Here is a 21,077-nt window from a genome sequence, read left to right as displayed (position 1 = left end):
GATTTCTATTTGTGTCTTCATAACCTCAAATATATCATCTTGCTTCGGCTGTCACTCTCCTTTTATTTCCTCAGCATACTTTCTGATACACCACCCTTTTTTATACTAACCTGACTATAGCGTAATGACTTTTGTTTGAGCTGATGGTAATGGTAAGTTTTGATTGGTTTTTATCCTAATCATCGATAAAAGTATAGCAAACTATTGGTAAATAACTGTTTAAATCGCAGTTGCTCATTATAATAAATGGTTTTTGTGGCCAATAACTTGTCCAAACTTGTTAAAATAGGCCATTATTTTATCTATTGATGGACATCTATTTATGACCACTACCGCCACGCCTAATACACCTGTTATAAAAGCCGACCGAATCCTTATTCTTGATTTTGGATCACAGTACAGCCAACTGATCGCCCGCCGTGTGCGCGACTCTGGCGTGTTTTGTGAGATGTTCCCTTTTGATATCGACACTCAGCGCATTATTGATTTTGGTGCCAAGGGCGTCATCCTATCGGGTGGCCCTGAGAGCGTGCATGCAGAAAACAGCCCACGTATCAATGATGCGGTGTTTGAGCTTGGCGTCCCCGTACTTGGCATCTGTTATGGTATGCAAGCGATGGCCGATCGTTTTGGCGGCAAGGTGCATGCCAGCGATATCCATGAGTTTGGTGCGGCAACGATAGAAGTCAGTGGGCATTCACAGCTGACCGATGGTATAGAAGACGACTCCAGTGCTGCGGCGTCGACCACTCTAAACGTTTGGATGAGTCACGGTGATAAGGTCATCGAAGCGCCAGCAGGCTTTGATATTGTCGCCAGCACGCCAAGCTGCCCGATTGCGATCATGGCCAATGACGACAAGCAGTACTATGGTCTACAGTTTCACCCTGAAGTGACTCATACCTTACAAGGTCAAGCGCTACTGGGTCGTTTCGTGCATCAGATCTGTGATTGTGCAGGCGAGTGGACGCCAGACAATATCGTCGATATGCGGGTGGCACAGCTCAAAGAGCAAATCGGTGACAAGCAAGTGTTGCTCGGTCTGTCAGGCGGCGTCGACAGCTCAGTGGTGGCCGCACTACTGCACAAGGCGATTGGCGATCAGCTCACTTGTGTGTTTGTCGATAATGGCCTCTTGCGTCTGCACGAAGGCGATCAGGTCATGCAAGTGTTTGCCGAAAACATGGGCGTCAAAGTCATCCGTGTCGATGCCGAAGACTTGTTCCTAGACGCTCTAGCGGGCGAGTCAGATCCTGAAGCCAAACGTAAAATCATCGGTAAAACCTTTATCGATGTGTTTGCCAATAGTGCCCGTGAAGTCAGCGAGCAAAGCGATGGCAAAACCATTGAATTCTTAGCACAAGGGACGATTTATCCTGACGTGATCGAATCTGCCAAATCGCATCAAGGCAAAGCGCACGTGATTAAGAGCCACCATAACGTAGGCGGTCTACCCGATGACTTGGCGTTTGAACTCGTTGAACCATTACGTGATCTGTTTAAAGATGAAGTGCGTAAACTCGGTATCACCCTTGGACTGCCAGAGAAGATGATTTACCGTCATCCCTTCCCAGGTCCAGGTCTAGGCGTGCGTATCTTGGGTGAGGTGAAAAAAGAATATGCTGATATCCTGCGTCAAGCCGATGCCATCTTTATGCAAGAGCTGGAGCGTTCAGGTTGGTACGACAAGACGGCGCAAGCGTTTGCGGTATTTCAACCGATCAAGTCAGTCGGCGTAGTCGGCGACGGTCGCCGCTATGCTTGGGTCATTGCGCTACGTGCGGTTGAGACGGTGGACTTTATGACCGCACGCTTTGCCCATCTGCCGTATGATTTGATTGAGACAGTATCGAACCGCATCATGAATGAAATCGCTGATGTCTCACGGGTGACTTATGATGTATCGAGTAAGCCGCCTGCTACTATTGAGTGGGAGTAGGGGGTTGGCTAATTTAAATAAGAAATGAAGTATCGTCATTAACTATTAGAGATGAAGTATGGAAAGTCAAACAGTTGAGTATAAGTCTGATATCCCTAAAAAGGTGAATGATTTAAAAGCTGAAATATCTGCTTTTCTCAATACTAATGACGGTACAATTTTTCTAGGCGTTGACGATGACGGTATATTTATCCCTGAATCAGTCAATAAGTTTAAGCGCTGGGAGTCATTGTTAAGTGATTGGATACAGAGCGCTTTTAATTTATCCCTAAATAGATTGGTAAGACTTGATGTATCTGCTCATCATTTTGCTATCCATATCAAGAAAGGCGAGCAGCTACCTTATTATTATAAAGATGGTGAAGGTTTTAATAGTAAAGGTATCTACATCCGAAATGGTAGCAGTAAACGACGCGCTACTGATGATGAGGTCAAGCGAATGATACAAGCTCAGGTAGCCGACAAGTTTGAAGCACAAACCGCTCAAACAAAACAAAAATTAACTTTTCAGTATTTACAAAATAAGCTTTTAGATAATGACATTGCATTTGATGAAAAAAGCTTAAGACTTCTTGATTTAAACGAAGAGTATAACAATGGCGCATTAATCTTAAGTGAGCAAAGCCCTTTTGTAACCAAAATAGCTGTTGTTGACGGCTTAGATATGAGTAATGACTTTTTAGCAAAAAAAGAGTTCAGTGGTTCTTTAGTTAGGCAAGTTGATCTAACACTTGAATATATTTCTTTATTAAATGATAAAAAAGTATCGTTTACAGGTTCCGCTGCAAGGTCAGAGTATGAGGCTTATCCCGCTAAAGCGATTAGAGAGGCAGTAATTAATGCCTATGCTCATCGTGATTACACCTTATCAGCAGATACAAAGATAGAAATTTACGATGATAGAATGGAGATATTCTCAGCAGGTAATATACCAGATGGGTTAAGTGTTGAAGATATTAAAACTGGTACTAGCGCTCGTCGTAATAGTAACTTGGTTCATGTACTCGATAAAATAACTTATATGGAAAACTATGGTAGTGGAATTAGAAGGATCTTAGGAAGCTATAAAAATGCTGAAAAAGAGCCTGAGTTTATCGTTACAGCTAATCAGTTTAAGGTAGTTTTATACAATAGACATTATAGTCTAGATGAAGATACTGTAGAGATCGTAAGAAATGACAAATTGAAGCAAAGCCTTAGTAATGCTGAGCAACTTGAACTAGGTTTCACAGTAGACCAAGAAGATACTCTACCTAATAATTCACTTATCACAGATTTAGAACAACACATTGATAGCAATGATGAGAAAATTATCAAACTACTTAAACTTAATGATGAAATGTCACGTAAGGAGGTCGAGTCTTATTTTGATGAAAGTAGAACAAAAATTTATCAAAGACTTAAAAGACTTATTGAGTTAAATATTATTGATACACGAGGACGAAGCAAATCTACAGTTTATTTTTTGAACGCAAATGAACGCAAATGAACGCAAATGAACGCAAATGAACGCAAATGAACGCAAATGAACGCAAATGAACGCAAATGAACGCAAATGAACGCAAATTTAACTTCCAAAAAAAAGCAGCACCCCAAAAGAGCACTGCCATCATCTAAAAACTTGTCTTTTAAACCAAAACCTAACCCCGCACATTCACCACATAACGCCCCACTGTTTGGCTCGCCATAAAGCGATCTAGGTATTCAGGCGTTTGCTCTAGGGTGATTTCTTCAGCATAACTTTCTAGATCAGGCAGTTTCATATCGGTAGCGACACGCTCCCAAATGGCCTTTTTATCGTCCAGTGGAATATAGACCGAATCGATACCGAGTAGCGACACCGCGCGGGTGATAAACGGCAATACTGTCATCGAGAACTCAGCACCGCCCGCCAAGCCACAAGAAGTGACTGCGCCGCCAGCTTTGGTTTGCTTCAGTAAGTTGGCTAGATAATCACCGCCGATGGTATCAATGGCGTTGGCCCACAGCTCATGACCGACAGGTTTATCTCCAATCTCATTAATAGTATCGCGATGACGGACTTCGTTTGCACCAAGCGCTTTTAGATAATCGCTTTGCTCAGGCTTGCCAGAGAAGGCGATGACGTCATAGCCAAGCTGCTTTAGGATGGCAATACTGATACTACCGACACCGCCGGTTGCGCCTGTGACGGCGACGGGACCATCTTCAGGTTTTGCGCCCATTTTCTCCAGCTTTTGCACACTCAAAGCAGCCGTTAAACCGCCCGTACCATAAATCATCGCTTCTTTTAATGTTAAAGAAGATGGACATTCCACCGCCCAATCAGCAGGGATAGAGATCATTTGCGCCAAACCGCCAGCGGTATCCATGCCCAGATCATAGCCAAAGACCACGACCTCTTGCCCTTCTTTAAAAGTGCCAGACTTATCACTGACTACGATTCCTGCCGCATCAATACCAGGGGTGTGCGGATAGTTTCTAGTGATTCTCTTATTGCCTGATGCCGACATCGCATCTTTGAAATTCAATGATGAATAATGCACCTCAACCAGCAAATCATTTTCAGGTAAATCACTGACTTGACGCTGCTGAATGCTTTTATCAAAGTTACCAGCGTCAGTTTCTTCGACCACTAGGGCTTTAAAAAATGTGTTGTCAGACATAACGTACTTCCTATGAATGGTTTTTTATGAATAAATAGGAGCGTAAAAATACACGCTTAAGGCTTTAATAACACCTTGCCGCTTTTTTCTTTTTGCAGCTTACCATCCACAGCATCTAAAACATCAGCCAAGTCAAACACCGCCTCGACAGGCAATTTAAGCTTGCCGCTAGTCGCTCTATCAACCAGCTCATCGATCAGGCGTTGCTTATCCTCGACGCTCATCTCTTGGCTCAGCTTACTGCCCCAAAAGCCTTTTAATGTCGCTTGTTTAAAGATCATGTGAGTCGGGTTGAGTACCATTGGCTTACCTGACATCGCACCAAATACCGCAAAAGTGCCATAGTGTCCAAGTAAAGAGAGTAGGTCACCACTGTCTTCGCCACCGACAGAGTCGACCGCCGCACTGATATGATCATCACCAAGGATGGCTTTGACTTGCTCTTTCCAGTCGTCATTATCAGTGCTGACGTTGTGCTCTGCGCCGATCGCCTCTAGCTCTTTTATGGCGTCGCTGCTACGTACCACGTTGATGGTGTTGACGCCACGTGCGCCAGCAAGCTGCGCAAGCGATTTGCCGACTGCGCCATTGGCCGCATTATGAATGATCCACTGACCGCTCTCCACTTCTAAGAACTCAAGCAGCATCAGAGCACTGAGCGGCATAGCGATCAGCTGCGCTGCCATTTCATCGTCTAAGCTTTCTGGGATCGGAAAAATCATATGCTCGGCGGCAACGAAATACTCTGCCCAAGTCGCTTGCACGCTAGCTGCAGCAACACGCTGACCAACTTTTAAGTCTTTTACCTCACTGCCTACGGCATCGATGACGCCAACGGCTTCACTACCGCCAATCGCTGGCAGCTCAGGCTTAAAGCCGTACTTACCACGGATGGTCAATAGGTCGTGGTTATGGATAGAGGCAAGTACCGTTTTGACACGGACTTCATTGGCCTTTGGCTCTGGAATAGGGCGTTCGCCGAGGCTAAGTACTTCAGTTGGTCTGCCAAATTCGTTATAAGTTGCGCTACGCATAATAAATCCTTTTTTTGAGTGCTCAGTCTTAGGTAATAAAAATTATCAGGCACTTACCATAACAAATGACACTGAGGTGTCGCAATGCAACTTTGGTTACATAAGCAGTATCTTTTTTATTCTATGACTCGTCGTTTTGAATTGCTGCTCCTGCAATGATGACAAAGTCTTTATCCACCATGTCAGTCAGTAGCGGCTCGCCTTTATCATTGACCCGAAACAAGCCGTATTCTGCTGCTTCAAACGCCTCAGCATGACCTTCTTGAAAGAAAAAAGCATTGGTCGCAAGTTTCATGGAGCCGAGACGAATACGATAGTAAATCGCCATTTCATCAGTGGCCAAAGTGTCAGGATGGTTGTTTTTTGCCAATCGTAAAAAATGCCCCACTTGATTATCATCCACAGTGATGATGACATAGCCTTCTTCGTTGGTGAGGTAGCTGCTTGGGTCTCTGTCTAGTGCTGCAAACACCTCGTTTTCTAATGCATAGCGCAGCGTCATATAATCACCCTGCATAAAACCGCGCGGGTCGACAGGTGCCAGCTGTAGCAATACTGTATTGCCTGTAGAGAGGTGGTTTTCGTACTTTATAATATTAAATGTCATGACTGCCAAAATCAGCAGTAAGCTCACTATGGCAATACCGGTCGTAAATAGCCGTCTTTGCCACCAAGGTAACGAGCGAGATAAAGCACTCGGTGCTGGTGACTTATTATTGGGGGTTTTTATGCGTCCAAGCTCAGTCATGGTAAAGCCCCTCGCTGTGTCGGTGGTTGGCAAAATAACGCCCAATCAGTAGCCAGCGCATCAGTAACAGGCCAATACCGATTATGAGCATAGAGATCGACTTAGTGAGCAGTGAGGTATCAAGCTGATAGTAATACCAAAACACATAGCCAACCAAAGCAAAAACTCCCGCACCTAATAGTAGGCGTTGGCTGTTTGCCATAGCGATAACGATAACGAGACTGGTGGCGAGCAGTCCTGAGACATAGATTGACATCACGCCCAATACAGCAAGGGCAGATACGATTATGAGTCCTGCGACTGATAGAGTCTTGAAGTGATAGCGTCTAAGAATCAAATAAGCGGCGTAAAGGCTGGCGAGCGTCAGTAATCCTTGTGCCAAGTAATAGTTATAGTGAAATCCTTCATTATAAGTAGCAACAGCATAAGTGCCTTCACTGACGATAAAGTAAACGGAGACGCCCAGAAGCACAAGAGCGCTACTATGAGCAACCGCTTTGCTAATATCAAAGGCCGCCAAACGAGCTTTGTGAGGGACCCGCTGTAACAGGGAGTAGCGTTGCAAATTGGCGACTATCACGACCAATGCCAACAAGCCTAAACTAAATTCAGGTATACCATAATAACTGAGCAAATAGACTATACATCCTAGAGCTATCGCACTGCTTAGTAGACGATAGACAAAGTTTGGCATGAGGATGGTGAGCAGGGTTTTAATAAGTAAAAACAGCCATAAGCTGATTGGCACTATGCCCTCCATAAACAAGGCAATGGCAATATAAACCTGTCCTGCACCACTAATCGCAAAGGCCAAACCATGCCAAAATGGACTCTGGCGTATATGCTCGTGGTGAAACATAAACCCACCTGCAGCGCTTAGCAGGGCACCAACGATAAAGATGCCTGCCGTACTATCAAGAATGTTGGTTTCAACCAAAATCAGGGTTAAAAATGCCAAAAACAGCACGCTTGCGAGTACCCCACTTAAACCAAAAAATACCTGTAAATACCAAGGCGTGTGATCGCTTGATTGACTATCAAGGGTTGCGTGGTCGTTGATTAGGCCAATACGTTTTAGTTCTATGAGGGCTTGTTGAGGGTCATCAGTCATGATTTTCCCCCTTGATCCGTTAGTGAGGTTCTAGCATTTTTGTCATCTAAAGGCTGCTGCTCAAGGTTTGCCAGTTTTCGTAGCCAAGCGACGGCATATGAGCTCATACCAATCAGTAATAATGCTAAGGTAAACAATCCTCCAGCATCAAAGTCATTGAGCACAAACTTGCCAGCCCAAAAAAGCGCCACAACGATAATAGAAAAACACAGAAAAGTCAGCATCAGCACATTGACTGAGCGCTGATGAAAGCGCCAATATATCAACACGCACCAGCCCACCCATGACAATAAAGTGAAGATGGCTGTTAGTGCATTGATATCGCTAATCACATAAAGAATGGCAAGATGAGTAATAAAATAAGTACTGAGTGCCCCAACCACATAAGTGCTCCAGTGTAAGTGAGCAACGGCCAGATGACGTTTATCAGTCAATGTATCGCTTTCCAAAAACCGCCACCACAGTATAAACATGAGCGTGTTGACGATCGCCAGAGCTCCAATACGAAGCAAGTAAGGCGTGGCACTCATAAAAAAAGGCGCAGCGGAAATGTACTGCAATAATGCGGCATTGATAAGCCCAAGCCACAATAACCACAGCATAGGGAAACGTGCAATCATCACCCAAGGCGTAATCAAAACCGCCCAACCAAAGAACAATTGCCACGTATCCGCCCCTGTCTGATAGACCTGACCAAATAGCGCCAGCAAGCTGCCAGTAATGACACTAGCAATAAGCAAAAGTAGCTGCTGAATAAGCTTGGACTTGCGTTTAAAAGCCAATAACACATAAGCTGCAATGTTAATGACTAACGCACCTTCGACCAAGGCAAATTTGCCCAGTTTGCCCATCTCTATCCAGTTGTAGGCGATAAAAAATACCAGTGCCAGTGCCAACGCTACTGCGCCAATGATGAGTAATGCTTTATCAAAGAAGGCGAGCCAGCTTTGTTTGTTTGGATAGATACCTAGATGCTTGGCGGCCGTATCGGTGTGTTCTACAGGAAGGGCACCTTGCTTAAGCAGCTGCTCGATGGTACGCCGAGAATGACTCATCGTGATCTCTAAATCAGTATTGTATGCTTATTATATTAGCTGTTTTTATAAAGCGATGAGATGTTTATTAAAATCAAAACAGCAGAATTAAACCATGTCATAAGTTCTATTGAGGGCCTAACGGATCCTAAATAAATCTCAGCTACAATTTATAACATCCGCCTAGCGCTTGGATAAATAATAGGTTTTTAACAAAAAAAGAAGCAAAAAGTTGTGAATTGGTAGGGTTCTGGGTCGTTTTGACACTTGTTTATGATCATATTGAGATATTGAATCATTTGAGTTTGTTTCTAGAAAATTGAAAAATGTTGACATTGATAACTTTTTTTATTATTAATGCTACTAATAGTTTCTTATATGAAAGCAATATTAACTTAAATGGATTTACTAAAAGAAGTCTAGTCAATCTGCCCGCCATTTGACTGATAGGATATTATATGACTTGCAACCCTACTACCCTCCGTGCCGCTCTAATTTTGCCTACCTCTATTGCCCTTGCCATGTTTGTGACAGGCTGTAGCAATAACACAACCAATGATAGCAGTGCCAGCGCTGGTGCTAATATTGATCCCAATGTCTTGGCTGAAAAACAAGAGCTGGTGGTTAATAATGGTACTGAACCTGAGTCGCTTGATCCACATAAAGTATCTGGTGTACCTGAAGCTGGCGTGATTCGTCAGATGCTAGAGGGTTTGACTAGCACTGATGCTAATGGCAAAACCGTCCCTGGTATGGCAACCGAGTGGGAAAGCGCTGATAATAAAGTCTGGACGTTTAAACTGCGTGATGCCAACTGGTCAAATGGCGATCCAGTCACTGCAGAGGACTTTGTTTACAGCTTACGCCGAGTGGTGGACCCCAATACAGCATCTCCTTACTCAAGCTATCTGGTCGATGCCCAAGTTGCTGGCGCTAAGCAAATTGTCGAAGGCGAAGCAGGTGTAGAAACCCTAGGCGTAGAAGCTATTGATGATAAAACCCTACAAGTGACCTTAACAGACCCAGTGCCATACTTCCCTGATATGCTGATTCACACTTCAGTCAAGCCAGTACATCAAAAGACGGTCGAGGAGTTCGGTGATAAATGGACGAGTCCTGATAATATCGTGGTCAATGGTCCCTACAAGGTCAGCAAGTGGCAGATCAATGATGAGATCGTATTGACACGTAACCCTGAATATTACGACGATGCCAATACCACCCTTGAAACCATCACCATGCTACCGATACCCTCTAGTGTCACCGATGTGGCTCGCTATCAAGCTGGTGAGGTAGACATGACCTACAATGAAATCCCGACTGAACAGTTTACTTCACTACAACAACAGCATGGCGATGAGCTCAAGATATCGCCGCTACTGTGTACCTATTACTATGAGTTCAATACGGTTAAGCCTCCATTTGATGATCCAAAAGTGCGTCGTGCGCTATCTTTGGCTCTAGACCGCGATACCATCGCAGACAAAGTGATTGGACAAGGGCAGACGACAGCGTATCAGCTCACCCCAACCTCAACCAACGGCAACGTCACAAACACGCCAGAGTGGTCAACGTGGGATCAAGACAAACGTGTTGCTGAAGCCAAAAAGCTACTTAATGCAGCAGGCTATGATGAAAATAACCCGCTAAGCTTTGAGCTACTATATAACACCAATGATAACCATAAGAAAATCGCCATCGCCGCCACTTCACTATGGGAGCAGGCGCTTGGGTTTGTTGATGTGACCTTGACCAACAAAGAGTGGAAAACCTACCTCGATACACGCCGTAATGGCGATTATGAAATCGCTCGTGCAGGCTGGTGTGCAGATTACAACGAGCCTTCAAGCTTCTTGAATATTGCCAAATCTGACAATAGCGGCAACTATGGTAAGTACAATAGCCCTAATTTTGACAGTCTCATGGCGCAAACACTTAAGCCTGGCTTAAGCGATGAGCAGCGTAGCGATTTATATCAGCAAGCTGAAGCCCAACTTGATAATGACATGGGGCTACTGAATATCTATCACTACGTCAGCCCACGTCTGGTCAAGCCTTATGTGATTGGGTATTCAAACACTGATGCACTAGACAATTGGCATGGCAAAGACATCTCTATTGCTAAGCATTAATCAATACAAGGTTTTATTTAAGTAGTCGGAGCTAAGAGGTCTTATCTTAGTGACTTTACTTAAGACGTTTATCAAAGAGTGCTATGCGGCAGGTTGTATCTGGCTCATAGCACTCTATTGTTTTAGGCCTACCTCTTACCATTCAGTAGCTATAAAGGGACGTTATGCTAAAGCTCATCTTTCGGCGTATCTTAGAAGCCATTCCGACTATGTTTATCTTAATTACCGTGTCCTTTTTTATGATGCGTTTGGCGCCTGGTAGCCCTTTTACTACGGAGCGTAACTTATCACCTGCCGTCCTTGCCAATATCGAGGCCAAATATAATCTTAATGCTCCGATGTGGCTGCAATATATTAATTACCTCAAGCAGCTGGCGGTCGGTGATTTTGGTCCATCATTTAAGTATAAGGACTATACGGTCAATGAGCTGTTATCGCAGTCACTGCCAGTCTCAATAGAGTTGGGGTTTTATGCTTTTATTGTGGCGCTGGTCTTAGGGTTGATTTTGGGTGTTATCGCTGCCTTAAAGCAAAACTCATGGATTGATTATCTACTAATGGCTTTTGCGATGACTGGCGTTGTGATACCAAGCTTTGTGAAAGCGCCCTTATTGGTGCTCATATTTGCGATTATTTTACAATGGTTACCGGCTGGCGGCTGGAATGATGGGGCGCTGCAAAACCTTATCTTGCCAGTCACTGCTCTAGCACTGGCCTATGTCGCTAGTATCGCTAGGATTATGCGTGGCTCTATGATCGAGGTCATGAACAGTCAATATATCCGAACGGCTAAATCAAAAGGGCTGCCGATGCGTCAGATCGTGATGAAGCATGCGTTCAGACCAGCCTTGCTACCTGTCATCTCTTATTTGGGCCCTGCGTTTGTGGGTATCATCACTGGCTCTATTGTGATTGAGACCATCTTTGGGCTGCCAGGCATCGGACAGTTATTTGTCAATGGCGCCTTAAACCGTGATTATGGCGTGGTGCTAAGCCTAACTATTTTGGTTGGTGTACTGACAATTGCCTTTAATGCCATTGTCGATATTTTATACGCCATTATTGATCCCAAAGTTCAGTATTAATCACCGAGCTGAGTATCAATTATCATACATGCAACCGCTTACTATTTTAACTGTAGATGACTAAAGGGACGATTATGAGCCTTACCGTAGACCAGCCAACCAAACGGATAGATCTGCCCGTCAATGAGATTAAAGGTCGCAGCTTGTGGCAAGATGCGTGGCGTCGTTTTTATCAAAACAAAGCAGCGGTAACCAGCTTTGTTATCCTGCTGCTGGTTGGCGCTTTTGTGATATTTGTTCCTATGCTTGCTCCTTATGGCTATGCAGAGACGGATTGGAATTTTATGCAAGCGGCACCTTCAATCGAGAACAAGCACTACTTTGGTACAGATACTCTTGGTAGAGATTTATTGGTACGTACTGCTGTAGGCGGGCGTATCTCTTTGCTAGTAGGTATCGCGGGTGCGACTGTCGCGGTACTGTTTGGTACAGTATACGGTGCGACCTCAGGTTATCTGGGCGGTAAAGTTGACATGATTATGATGCGATTTTTGGAGATTTTAAGCGCCTTTCCGTTTATGTTTTTTGTGATTTTGCTAGTGACCATATTTGGCCGTAACCTCATCTTAATCTTTGTCGCCATTGGACTGGTGTCATGGCTGGATGTCGCTCGTATCGTCCGTGGACAAACTCTGAGCCTAAAGAGTAAAGAGTTTATTGAAGCGGCGCATGTCGGCGGGGTGTCAGGGTTTAATATTATTATGCGCCATATCGTGCCTAATGTTCTTGGTGTGGTGGTGGTTTATGCCTCACTACTGGTACCAACGATGATTTTATTTGAATCATTTTTAAGCTTTTTGGGATTGGGGGTACAAGAGCCAATGACCAGCTGGGGTGCGCTATTGCAAGAAGGCTCACAGACGATGCAAGTGGCACCATGGCAGATCTTGATTCCTTCGGTGTTTTTGGTCATTACGTTATTTTGCTTTAACTTTATCGGCGATGGTCTGCGTGATGCGTTCGACCCTAAAGACCGCTAGGCTAACATACTAGGACAACATTATGACGACGCAAGATAGCCATAGGGCGCCCAAAAAGATAGATGCTACTGTCCGCAAGGTAGGTGAGGCAGCAGTGCTCAATGAACAAGCAAACCGATCCGATAGTTTATTGGCGGTCAAAGACTTGTCTGTGCAGTTCACAACAGAAGAGGGACTGGTCACCGCAGTTAATGGTCTGAACTTCAATCTGCATGAGGGCGAGACTCTGGGCATCGTTGGAGAGTCTGGTTCAGGTAAGTCGCAGACCGCTTTCGCTATCATGGGATTATTGGCAAAGAATGGTTATGCCAAAGGTTCGGTACGTTTTGAGGGTAAAGAGCTGCTAGGTTTATCACAAAAAGCGCTCAATAAGGTACGTGCTGAGCAAGTCGCTATGATTTTTCAAGATCCAATGACCTCACTCAATCCTTATATGAAAATAGGTGATCAGCTTGCCGAAGTGTTAATCTTGCATAAAGGTATGAGTAAAAAAGAGGCTTGGGCTGAGTCAGTAAGTATGCTCGATGCAGTTAAAATCCCTGAAGCCAAAAAGCGCATTGGCATGTATCCGCATGAGTTCTCAGGTGGTATGCGTCAGCGAGTGATGATTGCGATGGCCCTGCTTTGTCGCCCCAAGCTGCTTATCGCTGATGAACCCACAACGGCGTTGGACGTTACTGTACAAGCACAGATTATGGTGCTGCTCAACGAGCTCAAACGTGACTTTGGGACTACGATTGTTATGATTACTCACGACTTAGGTGTGGTCGCAGGTATCTGTGATCGGGTGCTAGTCATGTATGCTGGTCGCACGATGGCTTATGGTGATACCGAAGAGATATTTTATACCCCCACTCACCCTTATACTATGGGACTGCTCAAAGCCATTCCACGCCTTGATGATGAGGGCGGTAAGCTGGAGACCATTCCTGGTAGTCCACCGAACCTACTTAACCTACCAACGGGCTGCCCGTTTCATGAGCGCTGTCCGCATGCTATGGATATCTGCCGTGATGTACCACCGCCCCTTGAGTTTTTACCCAATGAGCGTCAGCGAGCGTGTCACTGGCAACCTGAAATACAAATAGATGACTCAGCGAGCAGTGCAGCGAATACAGTAAATGATAGTGCGACTGAGACAGAGATAAATAAGCCATTAGATCTGGAGGGCTAGGGTATGACGATATCGAATATAGAGACACATAACAGCAGTGTTCAAGCCCCATTGTTAAAAGTACAAAATGTGCACACTACCTTTGATATCAAGCGCAAAGGTTCATATTTTTGGCAAAAGCCCGACACACTAAAAGCAGTCGATGGCGTGTCATTTGAGCTGTTCGCTGGTGAGACTTTAGGCGTAGTAGGCGAGTCTGGCTGCGGTAAATCAACGCTTGCAAGGACGATTATTGGCTTGGTACGAGCCAACTCTGGCAGCATTCAATTTGCTGATGAAGAGATGGTAGGCGCATCTAAAAAGACCATGAGACTGAAGCGCAAAGATATTCAGATGATATTTCAAGACCCACTAGCGTCACTCAATCCGCGTATGACAGTAGGCGACATCATTGCCGAGCCGCTACGTACTTATTATCCACAAATGAAAAAGTCTGAAGTCCAAGGTGAGGTACGTACGCTCATGAAAAAGGTTGGCCTGCTTTCCAATCAGATTAACCGCTATCCGCATGAGTTTTCAGGGGGTCAGTGTCAGCGTATTGGTATTGCTCGTGCGCTGATACTGAAGCCCAAAATTATCATTTGTGATGAGCCGGTCTCCGCTTTGGATGTCTCAATTCAGGCGCAGGTGATTAACTTATTACAAGATATCCAGCAAGAAATGGGTTTGGCACTTATCTTTATCGCTCACGATTTATCAGTCATCAAACATATTGCCGATCGAGTGCTAGTGATGTATCTGGGTCATGCTGTTGAGTTGGGGATAAACAAAGCAGTCTATGGCAATCCAACGCACCCTTATACCCAAGCATTGATGTCAGCGGTACCGTTGCCTGATCCTATCGCTGAGCGTAACAAAACCATTCAGCTGTTAGAGGGCGATTTACCTAGTCCGATCAACCCACCATCTGGCTGTGTGTTTCGAACCCGCTGTCCATTGGCTGACGAAGAGTGCCCTCAGATTAAGCCAGTCTTAGAAGGCAATCTAAATCATAGAGTAGCTTGTCTAAAAAACAAGGTTGAAACGACTCAATAAAACTCAATACGGCTCAGTACATGCTCTTGAATGAGGTAGGCACAAATATAAGCGCTGGGCCACGCAAAGACAAAAGCCAAGCTCCACGAGCTGAGTAGGTCTGAAAAAAATTGATCACTATACCCAGATTTGACCAATATTAACGCCGACGAGATAATCAGGGACATGAGGAGCGCCATTAAAAAAGTAAAAACCAGCCGATAGTACTTACGGCGCATCCGTATTCTAAGTTTGGGCAAAGCCATAATAATTTTAATCCTAAATAAAGTAGTCTTTATGTACCACGAACGGCTGTCTCTGAGTCCTCTGGCTGCTGCCATGATGTCGTCGGAGTGACATCACGACACGATGAACAAGTACTTGCTTGCGCACGATAACCTTCGGTTCTTTGCGCCGCCTCTTCTGAAGAAAACACCTTACCTTTACGCCATCCACCGTACAGATATAATCCCGCCCCCATCACAGCGGTGGCTACCATGCCTGCTGGAAACGACAGCCAAAGTGCGTCAGCGCCAAGGGTTGAATAAAACCCAAAAGCAAAGCCGAGTCGTACCGGATACATCGAGATAATCATCACAATCAGCGGCCAGATCACATAACCGTTCGCACGCATGGTACCAAAGAACACCTGTGCAATGCCAAAAAAGAGAAAACCCCATGTCGCCATCAGCTGAATATGGCGACCAATCGGTACTGCTGGACTGTCACTGCCCAAAAACAGACTCAAGACAGTGCTATCAAATATCGTCAGTATCACGATGGCAGCGCCTGTTAATACAAGGTTAAAAACGAGCCCCCAGTGTGTGATCTTTGACACTCTACTCCATTGGCCTGCACCGATATTCTGTGCCACCATCGCACTCGCCGCTGCACTGAGCGCCATTGCAGGCATCTGCACATAAGTCCAAAGCTGCTGGGTGGCGCTATAAGCGGCTGTCGTCTGTACCCCTTCACGGTTGATTAAAGACAGCATCGTGAGCGCTGCTGAAGAGATGACAATCATCTGAATGCCCATCGGTAGCCCTTTGGAAAACATCGATTTTAGAATGCCTTTATCGGCACGCAAAAACCGCAGCTCAGGCTTACCAAGCGCCAACACAGAGCCACGCAGATACATTGTAGAGATAATGCCAATCAGCGCTAAAGTATTGGCGACTGCTGTAGCAAAGGCTGAGCCAAAGATACCCCATTGAGGAAATGGCCCTAAACCTAAGATAAGCGTCGGCGTCAAAACCAAATCAATCGCAACTGACATGGCGATGAACCAAAGCGGCGTGGTAGAGTCGCCCGTACCACGTAGCGCCATCATGATCAGAGTGAAAGTAAGCGTAACGGGCATAGAAATAAAAATCATCCGCAGATAACTTAGAGCGAGCTCTACAGCACTCGGCGGCGTTCCCAATAGATCAAGCAGCAATGGTGCAAATATCCATCCTACAGCCGCTACCAACACACTTATTGGAATAATACTACCTAGCGCCGTTCCCATAGTGCGTTTGACCAGCGTATCATCACGGCGTCCCATGGCTTGCCCGATCAAGATAGTAGACGCCATACCGAAACCGAAAACAAAAGAGATCAAGATAAACATCAAGATGTTGCCGTTTGCTGTCGCCGCCAGCGCCTCCTCACCCAAAAACCGTCCTACCCAGATGGCATTGATCGAGCCGTTTAACGACTGTAATGCCGATGATCCAAGCGTTGGCAAAGCAAACAAAAGCATCGTTTTGGCGATGGAGCCTTGGGTAAGGTCACGCTGCTTACCAGTGGCGGTAGTTGTTTTACTCAATGTTTATCCTTTTGTATCATTCAAAAAACTGTATATGTGGTAGCTATATCAAGAATCGCTTATGATAAACGACAATGTATGCGCCGTCTTTATGAGAGCTGTACATCCTCAGTAAACACTATAGTGGGCTGTATTTTATTTTTACTTGATCTCCTGCCATTTAGAGGCGAGGATAATGGCTATAATATTTTTAAATTGAATCTACTATATAACAAGGATGTTCTAATGCTCTTAAAACGTTTAGGCCTAGCCGTGCTGTTTAGTCTTTCTATGGTCGGCTGTACCACTGCGCCCAATAGCCTTGCCGTTGCCACAACACAAAAGCTGGTAACGTACGAACGCAATAAGTCAGATCTTAAGGCCAAAGCGTTCACGCTAGCCTCGGGCGATAAAATGACCTATTTAGAAAATAGCAACTTGGCAGGTGAGCCTCTTTTGCTCATCCATGGTTTTGGCGGTAATAAGGACAGCTTTACTCGCATCGCTGATAAGCTGGATGACTATCATCTGATTATTCCAGACTTGTTAGGTTTTGGAGATTCTAGCAAGCCGATGGCGGCAGATTACCGAAGTGAGGCACAGGCTCAGCGCTTGCATGAATTGCTGCAAGCCAAAGGTTTAGCATCTGCTATTCACGTCGGTGGCAACTCGATGGGCGGTAGTATCAGTGTCGCCTATGCCGCTTTGTATCCAGACAGCGTTGAGAGTTTATGGTTACTCGATAGTGCTGGATTTTGGTCAGCAGGATTGTTTGAAGCGTATCAGGATGCGACGCCTGATGACAATCCATTGGTTATTGATAACACGGCGCAGTATTTTGCACTGTTTGACTTGGTGATGTTTGATCCGCCTTATATTCCAAAGTCAGTGCAAGCGGTATTTGCCCAAGACAATATAGCCAATCAGGAGCTCCATAAAAAAATCCTTGAGCAGATCGTTGAAGACAATGTTGAGGAGCGCAGCAAGATCATCGCTAAACATAGCATTCCGACACTCATCGTTTGGGGAGAGAAGGACAATATCATCAAGCCTGAAACTGCTGAACTCATGTCTGAGCTGATGCCACATGCGCAAGTCATTATGATGCCAGATGTCGGTCATGTACCGATGATAGAGGCAGTGGAGCAGACGGCGGAGGATTATAAAAAGTTTCGGGAGGGAGTTAATAAGTAGTTAAATAGTTGTTTAGGTATAGCAGGCTGGGGTTTTAACCCAGCATTTTCCTTACGAAGCTAAAATTGCAGTACGATTTTTTTAACGCTTCTCAGGGTTAGAAACCTAGCCTACGCTAATCAAATTACAAATCCTTTACCAGTCGCTCTAGCAATTCAATCGTGCTTTCTTGTCTGACCAAGGCGACTCCTTGTCCTGCCCATAAAGACTGATGTTCTGGATCAGAGTCTTTGGTTGCATGCGCCCGCATAAACTTGGTCATGGCGTTCAATTGTGGGTATGGCGGTAGTTCATGAGCATTCTCAAATTGCGCAAAGTCTCGCAGATAATCATTTAATAAGCTGCGTGCTTGCTTACCTGAAAATAGCCGGGTTAAGCGTGTTTCGCTACTGCGCTTATCTTGACTGGCATCTAGTAATGCTTGTTTATAGGTGTCATTGATACCGCATTTATCTGTAGTCAAAAATGCCGTTCCTATTTGTGCAAGTTCGGCACCTGCTGTTTGCACAGCCTTGATGGCTTGCCCAGTCATAATACCACCCGCAGCGATTAACGGAATATCAGTGCAAGCGCGTGTTTGGCTAATCAGCGTTAATAATCCCAATGGATCTTTTGCGCTTTGCGGTAACCACCCGCCGCGATGTCCACCAGCTTCGACTCCCTGCACACATACCGCATCAGCACCAATCTCTGCCCAAGCTTTTGCTTCCAATGGATGATTGGCGGTACCAATGACGCGCGTACCGACACTTTGCAAGCGTTGTACCTGCTCAGCGCTAATAATGCCAAAGGTAAAGCTGGCGACAGGAACAGGGTTGTCATAGAGCACTTGTAGCTGCTCTGCAAAGCTGAGCGCTGGGCGTTTAGGTAACGCAACTTCTATGTTTTTTTCTTGATAGTACTTACTTAGCCAATGCGGAATGGAGGTATCAAAGGTATTGGAGTCATGCTCAGATAACACCATTAGATTGACCATAAAAGGACGATCAGTGAGCGATTTAATGGTATTAATTTGGCTATCCAAAACATCTGGTGCCGTCATGCCAGCACCCAATGAGCCCAGTCCGCCAAAATTACTAACATCAGCAATCAGCTCAGGAGTCGTAGCGCCGCCTGCCATCGGCGCTTGCACGATAGGGTAGGTTAAATTGAGGGTATTTAGTAAGGTCATGACGGGCTTCCTTTTTATTTTATTAGGCATTTTACATGACTTACTTTAACAGAGGCAGGCAACAAGTATGTTAGATAGTGTTTATTTAGTTGCTAAATAGAAGAAGTATGTTTTGACTACAAGATTGTAGTTAAAACATTTGACTACAAAGCTTTAGTTAACAGCTATTAACTCATATACTTAACGCCGTTAAAGTGCCTCATCATAGAAAGTTGAAATAAATACTTAATGAAGTATAAAAAAGGCTCTTTCGAAAAAAATATTAGGCTAGTCCCGAGAGTTTCTGTAAGCTCATGTTTTAATTTACGCAAATAAACAGTTTAAAAAAACCTAAAATAAAATGAGGAATAATGTGAAAAGTAATATTCTTTTAGATCATCCTACTGAAAAGTTAGTAAAGCAATATATAGATAAATTTGAGCTAGATGAAAGATACAAGTATGGAGATAGTGCAATAATAAAATTGTTCACAGCGTTTCCATATAATACTTCTCTTGAAGATATTATTTTAAAAGTTAGTGTAGTTAATGAATTATATAGCACTAGCATCTATAGTGTCTTTAGGGTGGCTCAGCATATCTTAAAGTGTGACATCGACGAAAATATAAAGGCAGGTAATCCTAAGACGGTACATCAAATCGCTACTGGGCATAATATTCGTACTAAGAAGCATAATACAGAAATTAATTTTTATTCTTTTGCTACTAAGTATTGCAACTGGCATAATCAAACAGACTATTCTATATATGATAGTTTTGTAGAAAAGACCCTCATGGCCTATAAGAAGAGAGATGGTTTTTCAGAGTTTAAAAAGAAGGATTTAAAGGATTTTGAAAAATTTCACCAAGTAATTTTAGATTTTGTTGATTATTACAGTCTTAACGGAAACAATGCTAAAGATATTGATAAGTTCTTATGGATATATGGAAAAGAGAAGTTCCCACCTAGTTATAAAGATAGTTAAAAAGGTTTTAACGGGTTTTTGCCTATCAGTTGGTTTTAAGGGTTCATGTAAGCAATTGAAGTTTATAGAAATAATAAATAAAAAATAGGTCAGCTCCCAAATCATCAAAATGATGAACAGAGGACTGACCTATCTCTATTACTTTATTATCTATAGTAAATCTTAGATAAAACCGATACAATATTTATAACCAATTCATTTAGTGAAATAAACGATGACCTATTCAATCGACTTTCGCAAACAAGTGTTACGAAGCATTACCGATGGCATGACCATTCGAGAAGCAGCTAACTTTTATCAGCTTAGCACAAGCTCGATTCATAGCTGGCAGCAGAGCTTAGTTCCTAAAACAACCAGAAATAAAGCACCGACTAAAATATCAAATGAAGCCTTACTGAAAGATGTTAAGCAGCATCCAGACGATTATATGTACGAGAGAGCACAGCGTTTAGGCTGTAGTAAGTCAGGCATAGAAGCCGCATTAAAACGCCTTAGCATCAGTCAAAAAAAAGACCTTAAAACATCCAAAAGCCTGTTTGATAAAAAGAGCTAAGTATCTCAATCATTTAAGTAATTATATGACTCAAGGCTATCCCATCGTTTATATGGATGAAAGCGGCTTTGAGGCTGAAACTATCAGACCTTACGGCTATGCACGGATAGGTAAACCCTGTGTCGACAGCTACAACTGGCAAGCAAAGAAGCGTACGAATGTCATCGGTGCTCTCTATAAAAAAATGCTGTTTGCGCTTGATTACTTTGAGACCAATATCAATAGTAATATATTTTATGACTGGTGTAAGTTCACACTTATTCCAAGTCTTAAAACCAAGAGCGTGATTGTCATGGATAACGCTCGGTTTCATAAAAGCAGACGTATCCAAAAACTACTCAACAGACATGGCCATCGTATTCTTTGGCTGCCGCCGTACAGCCCTGATCTGAACCCTATCGAGAAGAAGTGGGCACAGGCTAAGTTTCTACGCCAAGGGTGGATGGAGAATAATCTGCCTAAACTGTTTCAGGATATGGGCTGTTCCAGTTTTATTGTGGATTGACTATA

At 44.1% G+C, this 21,077-nt stretch carries 19 protein-coding genes; 11 read left to right on the top strand and 8 right to left on the bottom strand.

Features of this window, described 5'->3' with window-relative positions:
* Positions 1-322: 322 nt before the first annotated feature.
* The gene (gene guaA, locus J3492_RS12375; protein WP_207992356.1) at positions 323-1,939 is read left to right on the top strand and encodes a glutamine-hydrolyzing GMP synthase; all 1,617 of its coding nucleotides are present in this window, start codon (positions 323-325) and stop codon (positions 1,937-1,939) included.
* A 58-nt stretch (positions 1,940-1,997) separates the two neighbouring features.
* Positions 1,998-3,428 carry an ATP-binding protein gene (locus J3492_RS12370; RefSeq protein ID WP_207992355.1) on the top strand — a complete coding sequence of 477 codons (1,431 nt, stop codon included), beginning with the start codon at positions 1,998-2,000 and terminating at the stop codon, positions 3,426-3,428.
* Between the two features lie 151 nt (positions 3,429-3,579).
* Here J3492_RS12370 and J3492_RS12365 read toward each other — a convergent pair whose 3' ends face one another.
* From J3492_RS12365 to J3492_RS12345, 5 genes are all read right to left on the bottom strand, one after another.
* Positions 3,580-4,584 carry a YhdH/YhfP family quinone oxidoreductase gene (locus J3492_RS12365; RefSeq protein WP_207992354.1) on the bottom strand — a complete coding sequence of 335 codons (1,005 nt, stop codon included), beginning with the start codon at positions 4,582-4,584 and terminating at the stop codon, positions 3,580-3,582.
* Positions 4,585-4,640: 56 nt separating this feature from the next.
* A complete protein-coding gene (locus J3492_RS12360; RefSeq protein WP_207992353.1) occupies positions 4,641-5,618 on the bottom strand; it encodes a zinc-binding dehydrogenase in 978 nt (325 codons plus the stop codon).
* Positions 5,619-5,739: 121 nt separating this feature from the next.
* Positions 5,740-6,399 (bottom strand): GDYXXLXY domain-containing protein, encoded by a 660-nt coding sequence (locus J3492_RS12355; RefSeq protein ID WP_207992352.1) that lies wholly within the window; start codon positions 6,397-6,399, stop codon positions 5,740-5,742.
* The gene (locus J3492_RS12350; RefSeq protein ID WP_207992351.1) at positions 6,359-7,477 is read right to left on the bottom strand and encodes a DUF4401 domain-containing protein; all 1,119 of its coding nucleotides are present in this window, start codon (positions 7,475-7,477) and stop codon (positions 6,359-6,361) included. The genes J3492_RS12355 and J3492_RS12350 overlap by 41 nt, the downstream gene beginning before the upstream one ends.
* Positions 7,474-8,532: a DUF2157 domain-containing protein gene (locus J3492_RS12345; RefSeq protein ID WP_207992350.1), complete on the bottom strand. Its 1,059-nt coding sequence runs from the start codon at positions 8,530-8,532 to the stop codon at positions 7,474-7,476. The genes J3492_RS12350 and J3492_RS12345 overlap by 4 nt, the downstream gene beginning before the upstream one ends.
* A 437-nt stretch (positions 8,533-8,969) precedes the next feature.
* On the opposite strand from J3492_RS12345, the gene J3492_RS12340 reads away from it, so the two are divergent.
* The 5 genes from J3492_RS12340 to oppF all read left to right on the top strand — a co-directional run bounded on the left by J3492_RS12340 (position 8,970) and on the right by oppF (position 14,917).
* Positions 8,970-10,643 (top strand): ABC transporter substrate-binding protein, encoded by a 1,674-nt coding sequence (locus J3492_RS12340; protein WP_207992349.1) that lies wholly within the window; start codon positions 8,970-8,972, stop codon positions 10,641-10,643.
* 164 nt (positions 10,644-10,807) lie between these two features.
* A complete protein-coding gene (gene oppB / locus J3492_RS12335) occupies positions 10,808-11,728 on the top strand; it encodes an oligopeptide ABC transporter permease OppB (protein ID WP_207992348.1) in 921 nt (306 codons plus the stop codon).
* A 74-nt stretch (positions 11,729-11,802) separates the two neighbouring features.
* Positions 11,803-12,708, top strand: a complete 906-nt coding sequence (gene oppC / locus J3492_RS12330) for an oligopeptide ABC transporter permease OppC (RefSeq protein WP_207992347.1) — start codon at positions 11,803-11,805, stop codon at positions 12,706-12,708.
* Between the two features lie 22 nt (positions 12,709-12,730).
* On the top strand, positions 12,731-13,882 hold the full coding sequence (gene oppD / locus J3492_RS12325; protein ID WP_243453250.1) for an oligopeptide ABC transporter ATP-binding protein OppD: 1,152 nt from the start codon (positions 12,731-12,733) through the stop codon (positions 13,880-13,882).
* A 3-nt stretch (positions 13,883-13,885) separates the two neighbouring features.
* The gene (gene oppF / locus J3492_RS12320; RefSeq protein WP_207992346.1) at positions 13,886-14,917 is read left to right on the top strand and encodes a murein tripeptide/oligopeptide ABC transporter ATP binding protein OppF; all 1,032 of its coding nucleotides are present in this window, start codon (positions 13,886-13,888) and stop codon (positions 14,915-14,917) included.
* Here the strand turns inward: oppF and J3492_RS12315 are convergent.
* Positions 14,911-15,135: a DUF2798 domain-containing protein gene (locus tag J3492_RS12315; protein ID WP_481133201.1), complete on the bottom strand. Its 225-nt coding sequence runs from the start codon at positions 15,133-15,135 to the stop codon at positions 14,911-14,913. The genes oppF and J3492_RS12315 overlap by 7 nt on opposite strands.
* Before the next feature lie 56 nt (positions 15,136-15,191).
* Positions 15,192-16,706, bottom strand: a complete 1,515-nt coding sequence (locus J3492_RS12310) for an MATE family efflux transporter (RefSeq protein ID WP_207992345.1) — start codon at positions 16,704-16,706, stop codon at positions 15,192-15,194.
* Positions 16,707-16,931: 225 nt separating this feature from the next.
* Here J3492_RS12310 and J3492_RS12305 point away from each other — a divergent pair, with 225 nt between their 5' ends.
* Positions 16,932-17,879, top strand: coding sequence for an alpha/beta fold hydrolase (locus J3492_RS12305; protein ID WP_207992344.1), 948 nt, complete (start codon positions 16,932-16,934; stop codon positions 17,877-17,879).
* Between the two features lie 124 nt (positions 17,880-18,003).
* On the opposite strand, the gene J3492_RS12300 is transcribed toward J3492_RS12305, so the two are convergent.
* On the bottom strand, positions 18,004-19,050 hold the full coding sequence (locus J3492_RS12300) for an NAD(P)H-dependent flavin oxidoreductase (RefSeq protein WP_207992343.1): 1,047 nt from the start codon (positions 19,048-19,050) through the stop codon (positions 18,004-18,006).
* A gap of 352 nt (positions 19,051-19,402) precedes the next feature.
* Between J3492_RS12300 and J3492_RS12295 the strand changes: the two genes are divergently transcribed.
* From J3492_RS12295 to J3492_RS13300, 3 genes are all read left to right on the top strand, one after another.
* Positions 19,403-20,014 (top strand): hypothetical protein, encoded by a 612-nt coding sequence (locus tag J3492_RS12295; RefSeq protein ID WP_207992342.1) that lies wholly within the window; start codon positions 19,403-19,405, stop codon positions 20,012-20,014.
* 214 nt (positions 20,015-20,228) lie between these two features.
* Positions 20,229-20,567 carry an IS630 transposase-related protein gene (locus J3492_RS13305; RefSeq protein ID WP_243453171.1) on the top strand — a complete coding sequence of 113 codons (339 nt, stop codon included), beginning with the start codon at positions 20,229-20,231 and terminating at the stop codon, positions 20,565-20,567.
* Complete coding sequence (locus J3492_RS13300; protein ID WP_243453170.1) at positions 20,551-21,072, top strand: IS630 family transposase; 522 nt, start codon at positions 20,551-20,553, stop codon at positions 21,070-21,072. Before J3492_RS13305 ends, J3492_RS13300 begins: the two co-directional genes overlap by 17 nt.
* The last annotated feature ends 5 nt before the right edge of the window (positions 21,073-21,077 follow it).

This window comes from Psychrobacter coccoides (assembly GCF_017498085.1).
GTDB classification, from domain to species: Bacteria; Pseudomonadota; Gammaproteobacteria; order Pseudomonadales; family Moraxellaceae; genus Psychrobacter; species Psychrobacter coccoides.
The sequence above is the reverse complement of the archived record's forward strand: the minus strand, read 5'-3'. Positions and strand labels throughout refer to the sequence as shown.

Coding starts and splice junctions, on each gene's coding strand:
- guaA (WP_207992356.1), top strand. CDS start 323: ATGACCACTACCGCCACGCCTAATACACCTGTTATAAAAGCCGACCGA.
- J3492_RS12370 (WP_207992355.1), top strand. CDS start 1,998: ATGGAAAGTCAAACAGTTGAGTATAAGTCTGATATCCCTAAAAAGGTG.
- J3492_RS12365 (WP_207992354.1), bottom strand. CDS start 4,584: ATGTCTGACAACACATTTTTTAAAGCCCTAGTGGTCGAAGAAACTGAC.
- J3492_RS12360 (WP_207992353.1), bottom strand. CDS start 5,618: ATGCGTAGCGCAACTTATAACGAATTTGGCAGACCAACTGAAGTACTT.
- J3492_RS12350 (WP_207992351.1), bottom strand. CDS start 7,477: ATGACTGATGACCCTCAACAAGCCCTCATAGAACTAAAACGTATTGGC.
- J3492_RS12345 (WP_207992350.1), bottom strand. CDS start 8,532: ATGAGTCATTCTCGGCGTACCATCGAGCAGCTGCTTAAGCAAGGTGCC.
- J3492_RS12340 (WP_207992349.1), top strand. CDS start 8,970: ATGACTTGCAACCCTACTACCCTCCGTGCCGCTCTAATTTTGCCTACC.
- oppB (WP_207992348.1), top strand. CDS start 10,808: ATGCTAAAGCTCATCTTTCGGCGTATCTTAGAAGCCATTCCGACTATG.
- oppC (WP_207992347.1), top strand. CDS start 11,803: ATGAGCCTTACCGTAGACCAGCCAACCAAACGGATAGATCTGCCCGTC.
- oppD (WP_243453250.1), top strand. CDS start 12,731: ATGACGACGCAAGATAGCCATAGGGCGCCCAAAAAGATAGATGCTACT.
- oppF (WP_207992346.1), top strand. CDS start 13,886: ATGACGATATCGAATATAGAGACACATAACAGCAGTGTTCAAGCCCCA.
- J3492_RS12315 (WP_481133201.1), bottom strand. CDS start 15,135: ATGCGCCGTAAGTACTATCGGCTGGTTTTTACTTTTTTAATGGCGCTC.
- J3492_RS12305 (WP_207992344.1), top strand. CDS start 16,932: ATGCTCTTAAAACGTTTAGGCCTAGCCGTGCTGTTTAGTCTTTCTATG.
- J3492_RS12300 (WP_207992343.1), bottom strand. CDS start 19,050: ATGACCTTACTAAATACCCTCAATTTAACCTACCCTATCGTGCAAGCG.
- J3492_RS13305 (WP_243453171.1), top strand. CDS start 20,229: ATGACCTATTCAATCGACTTTCGCAAACAAGTGTTACGAAGCATTACC.